We start from the raw sequence: 9,495 nt of genomic DNA on the forward strand, positions 1-9,495 counted from the left end.
AACTTTACCCCAGAAATGGGTGAAAACCGGAGGGGCAACCATACCCCTCCACCCCGAAAGGGGTATGCTTCTTAAACCGCTACCGCGTGTTCCTCCCTGGTCTAAAGACACAGGGTTTCCCACAACGAAGGATTTTTATGATAAATGACAAATAAAGACATTATTGAAATCCTCAAACAGGACTATCAACGCTTTCCTGTTGACCAAACCTACAGCATCTACGCCAACGATGTCTTTTTCAAAGACCCCCTCAACAAGTTCCGGGGACTTAATCGCTACAAACAAATGATTGGATTTATCCAAACCTGGTTCATCAACCCCCAACTTGACCTGCATGACATTTCTCAATCCGGCGATACCATCAAAACGCGCTGGACTCTAAGCTGGACAACACCCCTCCCCTGGAAACCGCGAATTTCTATACCCGGTTGGAGCGAATTACGTCTAAATGCAGATGGACTAATTTCCTCCCATATCGATTATTGGGATATCCCCCGTTTTGATGTTCTCAAGCAACTGTTTCGGTGAAAACCCGATACAGTAAATAAAGGTAAAGGTTTCTCAGGTGAGCGGAATTATCTATGCGAGTAATTTTAATGACAGGCAAAGGCGGAGTCGGTAAAACCTCCGTAGCCGCCGCAACAGGTCTGCGTTGTGCCGAATTGGGTTATAAAACCTTAGTGCTGAGTACAGATCCAGCCCATTCCCTCGCCGATAGTTTCGACATGGAACTCAGTCACGAACCCCGACTCGTCCGTCCTCACCTCTGGGGGGCGGAATTGGATGCGCTGATGGAATTAGAAGGGAACTGGGGTGCGGTGAAGCGCTATATTACCCAGGTACTGCAAGCACGGGGACTCGAAGGAGTTCAGGCTGAAGAGTTAGCCATTCTTCCGGGAATGGATGAAATTTTCGGTCTGGTGCGGATGAAGCGTCACTACGACGAAGGCGAGTACGACGTGCTAATTATCGATTCAGCACCCACGGGAACCGCCCTACGACTCCTCAGCTTACCGGAAGTCGGGGGTTGGTATATGCGCCGCTTTTATAAACCCCTGCAAAAAATGTCCGTGGCGTTGAGACCTCTGGTTGAACCTATATTCAAACCTATCGCGGGATTTTCTTTACCCGATAATGAGGTGATGGACGCTCCCTATGAATTCTACGAGCAAATTGAACAGCTCGAAAAAGTCCTCACCGATAATACCAAAACCTCAGTCCGTTTAGTCACCAATCCCGAAAAAATGGTGATTAAGGAATCCCTCCGCGCCCACGCCTACTTAAGTTTGTACAATGTTTCTACAGATTTAGTCGTCGCCAATCGGATTATCCCCGACGAAGTGACTGATCCGTTCTTCCAACATTGGAAAGAACATCAACAAGAGTATCGCCAGGAAATCCACCAAAATTTCAGTCCGCTTCCGGTTAAAGAAGTTCCCCTGTTTGCGGAAGAGATGTGCGGACTTGAGGCGCTAGAACGACTCAAGCAAATCTTATATGGCGAAGAAGACCCCACTCAGGTTTACTACCAGGAAAACACGATTCGGGTTGTCCAAAATCAAAACGAATATAGCTTAGAACTGTATCTACCCGGTGTGCCGAAAGACCATATCCAATTGAACAAAACTGGAGATGAGCTAAATATACGCATTGGCAATCACCGCCGCAATCTTGTCCTCCCCCAAGCCTTAGCCGCGCTCAAACCCGCCGGCGCCAAGATTGAGGACGATTATCTCAAGATTCGCTTTGCGGATACGGCGAAGGTTTAGGAATGAGGAAGGAGAGATAGTTGTTGTACCTGACTCAGTTATGTGTCTGGTTTAATTCAAATCAAAACTCCTCTTTCTGAGGCTTTGCCACTTTCCCTGATTTTTCCGATTGCTGAATTAGGTTTTTAGTACCACTGTCGTGGAAGTTACCCATTGACAGCGTTTTGATCTGTAAGTGAGGTACAAAGATCCCCGACTTCTTGAAGAAGTCGGGGATCTGGCTGGGATAGACTGTACTTGATCAACCTGAAATTTGCTGTAATACAGACGTTCCATCAGAACATCTGTACAAAGTCAAAAGTCTTTTGTCATCTCAATTAATCTCGGATCAGGTATATAACAATAAATTGCACTATGTAAATAAATGTAAATTATGTACACATTTTTAGTCAATTTTATATTATATTTTTCTGATAAATATATTGATTTTATTTTAAAATGCGATTTTCAAGTTAGTAGACTACAGACCCTAATTGAGGTGAGAAGCAAATAGCTATTATTGTGTATTCCCTAAAGGTGAAAAGTGCTGTCAATCAATTAAAGATTTAGAAAAAAATGAAAACCTATTCAAAAAACGCATTCCTAACAATCTCTCTATGGATATTTATTGTATCTGCTTCGCTAATCGCTTATAGTTATAAATTTCCTTCGTCTAATAATCTTATAGAAGTACCTCCGGTTCTATCGTTACTAAATCCCGAATTGTACCCAAAAGATTTTTATGTTCAGGACACACTTCAGATCACACCACGATATTACTATCAATACTTAATCTATTTCACAGCACGAGTTGGTCTAGGATTACCCCTAACCTACTTTTTTTGTTATCTTATATCTTTTTCTTCGTTCGTATTGGGGTTATATGCTCTCGGAAAGCGGTTCGGTCATGCCACCTTGTCAGCAACAGTATTAGCCTTTTTAGGTCTAGTTGCTGTAGATGGAACTATTGGGTATGTATCTCTATTCAGATCAGAACCTATCCCCGCCATCTTTGCGATGGGTTTGACAATATGGGGAATTTATTTTTGTTTCTGTAAACGCTGGATATTAGGCTATTTATTTTTCGGATTAGCATGTATGATCCAGTTTCTCGTGGGAATTCTTCCAGGAGGATTGATGGCTCCGCTGCTTATTCTTGAGGCAAAGAGAACGAATAAATTGCCAAGTGTAGTATTTCCATTTCTAACTCTAGGTATTTTAGCCTGTTTAGTTTATGTACCAATGGTAGTTAGCGGAAATAGTGGTAGTGGAATAATTGACAATGCAGAATTTGTGTACCTCTACGGACACATCCGTCTCCCCCACCATATTATCCCCTCCGCTTGGTCCCCGCGACTCTGGAGAAATTTGGTCTTCTTTATGGCTGGAGGTCTATTATGTATTAAAAGTTCCGAATTTTTAGATTCAGAAGACAAAATTAATCTCGTTATCGTTATTTTTACATCATTTTTCGCAATTTTCCTGGGTTACCTTTTTGTAGAAATATATCCCTTGTCTTTATTCGCCAAGCTACAGCTAGCAAGAACGACTCCCTTCGCGCAACTGATGGTACTCATCGCTATCAGCGTGTTGGTCTATGAACATTATCGAAAAGGCAACAGGGTGGTTAGTTTACTGTTAATTATAACTCCAATACTGCATAATGGTGCTATACTTCTATTTGGTGTAGCTGTAGGTTTAATCATCCTAAAAGCTAAGGATTCTTTTCAATTAGTACAATCACGAACAGTTACTTGGATAACTGTATTCGTCTTGCTGCTTCTTTTTGCCTTCTATCCACCTCCCTCTTCCCTAACAGATGCATTAAATCGTGTATTCTGGAAATCCACTCTTTTCTTTGTTCTTGCTTCCCCATTTATTTTGGAAGAGGTTTTTTTAGCAACTCGTCGAATTAAGATAATGACTACCTCTGCTCTAGCGTTCACCAGTTGCACATTCTTGAGCCTTGGTTTATTGAACGTTTTGCCAGGTAATTTATCCGATGTCTTTCAAAAGAGAATTGCTTTATATCAAGTTCCGGGAGATAGCTTGACTAAACTAGCTTTACGATTTCGTCAAGAGAGTAGTCCCGATGCGCTTGTCTTAACTCCTCCTTCCTTAACAGAATTTAGGTTCTACTCTCAGAGATCCCTCGTTTTTACATTCAATAGTTCTCCCTACACAGACAGGGGACTACGAGAATGGGCAAATCGTGTAGAAACTATTTTAGGCTCAACAAAACCTCCGCTATCCTGGCGTAATGTAGATTCTCTTTTCCAAAAACGAAGTAGTGCCGAATTAGTAACTATTGCCAGGAAGTTTGATGCTAATTATATCCTTACCCGTTCAGATTGGCATGCCAATATTCCAGGTGTGGTAGTAGATAGGGAATGGAAATGGGTTCTCTATAAAATTGATAACCAATGATTCCCCACGAACCAAAAGTTCCCCTAGATGGGAGAACTTCTGACAAGCGAAGGATTCCTCTGTGGTTTAGTTAAAGGTTGGTTGGTGTTTCTGGAGCAATAACTTCAGTGTCGCTTTTAATTCGAGCCTGCTGCTCAGTAATCAAATCGCTGACTTGAGTAATTTCGATACCCATGCGATCGCAGGCTTTTTTGAGTTCCGCTGTAAAGGTTGGAATATCGTCTCCATAGCCACAAAGTTTCGCTGCTGTTTCTGGTCCCTGCTTGGCATTTGCTTGAGCACAATCAACTAAATCAGTGCCTTTGAGCGGAGTTGAAGCTGCCATACTGTAACCTGTCCTTTTTTTCTTTAATCCTCACTCTCAACCTAGTTAAAACGTTGCGAGTACACATCTATCAATAGATGGAAATTTAAGTTTTTACAAAGAACAAATGACAAATGACGAGATTCATTCATATCCCCAACTTCTTGAAGAAGTCAGGGATCTAATTAATTGGCTCACACGGGAACAGCTAACGATGGTTTAAGGGCTTCTTTGAGCAATTCAGCTTTATCCGTATGTTCCCAGGGCAAATCCAAATTAGGACGTCCAAAATGACCGTAAGCGGCGACATCTTGATAGAAGCGACCGCCTTGTAATCGCGGGAGTTCCAGCAGATTAAAGGCTTGAATAATCCCGGCTGGACGCAGTTCAAAATGCTGTTTCACCAGGTCTAGCAATTTTTCTTCTTCAACTTTACCCGTGCCAAAGGTTTCCACCATAATACTTACGGGTCGGGCAACACCAATGGCATAACTGAGCTGAACTTCGCACTTTTCTGCTAAACCTGCTGCCACAATATTTTTGGCAACATAGCGACAAGCATAGGCGGCAGAACGGTCTACCTTGGTGGGGTCTTTGCCCGAAAATGCCCCACCGCCGTGACGGGAATAGCCACCGTAGGTATCAATAATGATTTTACGCCCCGTGAGACCTGAATCTCCTTGAGGTCCACCAATTACAAATTTCCCTGTGGGGTTGACTAAGAAACGGGTGTGATTATCCGGCTTAATCTCAATATCTCCAAAGGACGGTTCTACCACGGCTGACCACAGGTCGTCTTTTATTTTGGCTTGGACAGCCGCAGCATCGGTAATCTCGCCAATGGTGGCGGTGTGTTGGGTTGAGATTAAGATGGTATCAATGCCGATGGGTTTGCCATCTTCGTAGAGTACTGTAACTTGGGTTTTGCCATCGGGACGCAGGTAAGGCAACTGTCCTGACTTACGGACGGCGGTTAACTGCCGTGACAAGCGATGTGCCAGACTAATGGGCATGGGCATGAGTTCTGGGGTTTCGTTGCAGGCAAAACCAAACATCAACCCTTGATCCCCTGCACCAATAGCATCGAGTTCATCGTTACTCAACTGGTCTCGCGTTTCCTGGGCGGTGGTGACACCTTGAGCAATATCTGGAGATTGTTCATCCAGGGCGACTAATACAGAACAGCTATTGGCACAGAAGCCGTTATCGGCGTCGGTATAGCCAATTTCAGCAATTTTTTTGCGGGCTATATCAACGTAATTGACATTGGCTTTGGAGGTAATTTCACCCGTAATCAATACCAATCCTGTATTAACCACTACTTCTGCAGCAACACGGCTGCGGTTGTCTTGGGTGAGTAGAGCATCTAAGATGGTATCGGAAATCTGATCGCAGATTTTATCGGGATGACCTTCTGTAACTGATTCGGACGTGAATAGGTAGCGACGAGGCAATGGACTAATCTCCTTAATAAACGGCTGCTTATGGATTAAGGGTTTAAGATGGTGCCTGAGGGTTGTAGCTTGTTATCATACACGATATATCGAGGGGATTGCCCACTGCTCACAGAAATTTAACAGAATGTGCGGAATTCCCCATCCAGAACTGTTTAATAGGGAGTTGTTTAGATGAAGTCAGGGAGAGTTTTCTAGGGAGGCTGGACTTGAGACAGGATAAGCGCGATCGCGTCCTGGATGGCTTGCCCGCTCAAAGACATACGAGCCGCTTGATCCGCCGTTTTTTCCCATGCCAATAACTGAGTTTGAAATAGAGGATCGCGTTTCGCCCGCCTGAGCATGGCTTGACGAATGATTTTTTGCACAATATCTTGGGTGGGAATATTCTGTTGACGTAAAAAATCCAACAGTCGCTGTATACCTTCGACGCATTTGTCAGGGGGTTGGGATATAATAATTTGTTGGATTTGATGAATCACCTCCTTATAGATACGGCGGCGATTATTGGCTAAAACTTGAGTCGGGTTGGGTGAGGTAGAAGAATTTAACGATGATTTCACCGGGGAGTCTCCAGACTTGTCTATCTCTAGCAATTGCCAAATTGTTCGATGGTGATAGGCAAAACGCTGGTACATTTGGGGATAGAGTTGCAGGATGCGTTGACTCACCGCTTGGGGATTGACTCCTGTTTTTGCCGATAGGTGAAGGATATAGTGATCGATTTTTTTACTCAAGCTTTTGAGTGACAGTTTTAGGTCAGGATATTCCTGTTCAACTTGGGCGAGGGTAAATACCAGTACCTCTCTATTTGGCATCTCCGAGAAAGGAACTTCGATCACAAGCGAATCAGTCATTTTCTCTTGACTCAGTTGTCCCGGTATCAAGTCACCTGTAGGCGGATAGCGTTTGTTCGCTGTTTTCGTTGCCCAATTAAACTGAGTAAATAGATAGCGACAATTCACGTTTGTCAAATCCACCTCTTCTAAATGCCAGTTGTGGATACAGCATCCGGTGAGTTTGGCAAGATCAAGTTGGGGGCGAATTAAATAGCTGCCAATTAAATAGGCATCGGTCAAATTTGCCTCGGTTAAAATCGTTTCGTTTAAATAAGCTCCACTTAAATCCGCCTGTCGTAAATCTGCCCCTTGCAGATTAGCCGCCGTCAAATTCGTCTGTAAACAATAGACATTTTGTAGAACCGTGCGTCGCAAATTAGCGCCAACTAAGCTAGCTTTAAGTAAATACGCCCCCATAAGATTTGCCCGACTCAAGTTTACGCGATCGCCTGTGACTTCACTGAGATCTGCATCGGTTAAAATGGCTCGATAGAACTCTGCCTGAGTCAGATTGGCACAGCGCAAACAAGCTTGACGTAAGTTAGCTTCGGTTAATGTCGCACCGACTAATATCGCGTCTCGTAAATTGGCTCTCTCAAGTAAGGCTTCCCGGAGGTTGGCTGTGGTGAGATTGGCAGCAATAAGACTGGCGTGACAGAGATTAGCCGCCATTAACTGCGTGCTGATTAGCTGGGTTTTATCCAGGGTAGCCCCGGTGAGATTACTATAATTCAACTGAGCTGCCTGGAGATTTGCCCCACTCAAGTTACAGTAGGAGGCTTGTGCCCAACTTAAATTGGCTTGGCAAAGACTGGCTGAGTGCAAATCCACCTTGCTGAGATTGGCACGGGTCAAGATTGCTTGGTTACAATTACTATGCTTGAGGATTGCGTTATGTAAATCTGCCTGATGCAGACAAGCGCCACTGAGATTTGCATAGTCAAGAGACGCCCAACTGAGGTTGGCGTTCGTCAGGTTAGCCCCGCTCAAGTTAATCGTCCGCAAATCTGCTCCCTTCAGGTTAACACCACTCAGGTCAACCTGGGCAAAATCACGGTCTCCTTGTCGGTAACGAGTGAGAAAGTTCTGGACTTGCATTGTTTCCAGTTTTGCATTTAAGGGGATTGGGGAAGTTTTGACCCTTCACTTCACGCATAGGGCATGGCGCGTGAGTTTTGACCCCACGGGCTTGCTAGTCGGATAGAGTTTGTCGGGGCTCTTTTCACTACTATCTTTTCTGTTTCACAACAGATGTGACTAAACCCGCCCTGAGCGAGTTTTGACCCTTTGCTTCCCTATCTCCGTCTCTCTTATTTTCCCCGTCTCCCCTGCTACTCTGCTCATAGACACACCATGGCACGTCTCTACATGCTTTCAGCTTCAGTTGACACCAATGACTGCTATACGTCCCTACTTTTACAAATTATGTTGATTTTTCTACCTCAAAGGGGAACCTTATGTATGAAGCGTAACACTATGGGTTAGCTTAGATACAGTAATTTTGTCTATTTCTAGATAAGCAACTGCAAAACGGTGAGGCGGCGTTTCCGGTTTCATTGACACTGACAACTCCAATTTTTTCTAGTGTCTCAATGTGAAAAACCTTGATGGTGAATGGGAAGTAAATGCTGCTGAAAACAGATTATTATGAAAGTTTGGGCTTATTTTTTAGTTGTCATTTAGCCGAACTCCACCACAGGAAACTGTCGGTACAGGGTTTGTCAGAATCTTGCGATCGCTATATCATCAGTTTGCCGAAGTTAGATCCGTAGTGAGTTGTGGGGGGGGTGTAAAGGATAAACTGTTCGGCATTTAAACCTTAAGGTTAATAATGGCTCCCATCCTTGTAGTGCGAGCCAGCAAGCTCGCTACGAACTGGGGTTGTTTGTTGGCGATATTCTCCTTTGATATCGAATCCATTCTTGGTATTACCAATGGTAGGGACACGGCAATGCCGTGTCCTTACAAATTGCCTATAATTTGTAACCAATCTGTCTAAAAGATCATACAATCTGCTAATAATCCGATCTCCTAATAGAAAGTGCGGTGTCGCCATAGTTTTGTCACTTGAAAGTCAATAGGCTCAATAGTTGAACAGTTGAACCAGCGGCAAAAAATTAGCTCGTCTGTAGCACCAGAGGAAAAAGAGAAGCAGGATAAAAGTATCAGGGTTAAAGAATCCATGGGGCGTCACACACCACTAAACCCCGGTTCTACCCGATAACCGGGAACATTAACCGCTTCCATCTGTATCCAACCATTGCCTAATTCCCCCCGCAGTACCCCCGTCGCCCAAACACCCTCATTATGTCCACTGGGAAAGCCAAACACTCGCACCGGATGCTGCCAAACATCGTCTGCTGTCACTAACCGCACAGGTTGCACCCCAGGCGGACATTCACCTTGCTGACAGGCTTAATCGTATCCAGTGCTTGATCAAAGGGCGGGTTTAGTTACATCTGGGTGAAACAAGAAACGATAGTAGTGAAAAGAACCCCTACACACCCAACAGTCCCCCAAAAATTGTGCCAGTGGAGAAATGTTGATTACTATTAAGTCTGGGAAGTACAACTAGGTAATGCCGTAAGCAACCCCGGTCTAAAGACACGGAGCTTTAGCCAAATAAGTTAAAGCTGTGCTTACCAGCCTAAGTGCTAAGCGCACTACGTTATCGGCAAGTGTTAAAGACCTACCTGCGGATGCGATAGCCAGTTTGCTGCTCT

At 44.2% G+C, this 9,495-nt stretch carries 8 protein-coding genes; 4 read left to right on the plus strand and 4 right to left on the minus strand.

Annotated elements, in window-relative coordinates:
- Positions 1-144 precede the first annotated feature (144 nt).
- From RLO19_RS17640 to RLO19_RS17650, 3 genes are all read left to right on the plus strand, one after another.
- Positions 145-528, plus strand: coding sequence for a DUF2358 domain-containing protein (locus tag RLO19_RS17640; protein ID WP_446358462.1), 384 nt, complete (start codon positions 145-147; stop codon positions 526-528).
- Between the two features lie 53 nt (positions 529-581).
- Complete coding sequence (locus RLO19_RS17645) at positions 582-1,769, plus strand: TRC40/GET3/ArsA family transport-energizing ATPase (protein WP_446337638.1); 1,188 nt, start codon at positions 582-584, stop codon at positions 1,767-1,769.
- 894 nt (positions 1,770-2,663) lie between these two features.
- Positions 2,664-4,175, plus strand: coding sequence for a DUF6798 domain-containing protein (locus RLO19_RS17650; protein WP_446358463.1), 1,512 nt, complete (start codon positions 2,664-2,666; stop codon positions 4,173-4,175).
- Between the two features lie 70 nt (positions 4,176-4,245).
- Here RLO19_RS17650 and RLO19_RS17655 read toward each other — a convergent pair whose 3' ends face one another.
- The 3 genes from RLO19_RS17655 to RLO19_RS17665 form a co-directional block, all read right to left on the minus strand.
- A complete protein-coding gene (locus RLO19_RS17655; protein ID WP_446358465.1) occupies positions 4,246-4,500 on the minus strand; it encodes a hypothetical protein in 255 nt (84 codons plus the stop codon).
- Positions 4,501-4,673: 173 nt separating this feature from the next.
- Positions 4,674-5,933 carry a methionine adenosyltransferase gene (gene metK, locus RLO19_RS17660; RefSeq protein ID WP_446358467.1) on the minus strand — a complete coding sequence of 420 codons (1,260 nt, stop codon included), beginning with the start codon at positions 5,931-5,933 and terminating at the stop codon, positions 4,674-4,676.
- 194 nt (positions 5,934-6,127) lie between these two features.
- Positions 6,128-7,870, minus strand: coding sequence for a pentapeptide repeat-containing protein (locus RLO19_RS17665; RefSeq protein ID WP_446358469.1), 1,743 nt, complete (start codon positions 7,868-7,870; stop codon positions 6,128-6,130).
- Positions 7,871-8,397: 527 nt separating this feature from the next.
- Here RLO19_RS17665 and RLO19_RS17670 point away from each other — a divergent pair.
- Positions 8,398-8,544: a hypothetical protein gene (locus tag RLO19_RS17670; RefSeq protein WP_446358470.1), complete on the plus strand. Its 147-nt coding sequence runs from the start codon at positions 8,398-8,400 to the stop codon at positions 8,542-8,544.
- Between the two features lie 418 nt (positions 8,545-8,962).
- Here the strand turns inward: RLO19_RS17670 and RLO19_RS17675 are convergent, their stop codons facing one another.
- Entirely contained in the window at positions 8,963-9,157 is a 195-nt protein-coding gene (locus RLO19_RS17675; protein WP_446358471.1) for a hypothetical protein, read from the minus strand.
- Positions 9,158-9,495: the final 338 nt, after the last annotated feature.

The sequence above is a fragment of the Coleofasciculus sp. G2-EDA-02 genome (assembly GCF_040226375.1).
Taxonomy (GTDB): domain Bacteria; phylum Cyanobacteriota; class Cyanobacteriia; order Cyanobacteriales; family Coleofasciculaceae; genus Coleofasciculus.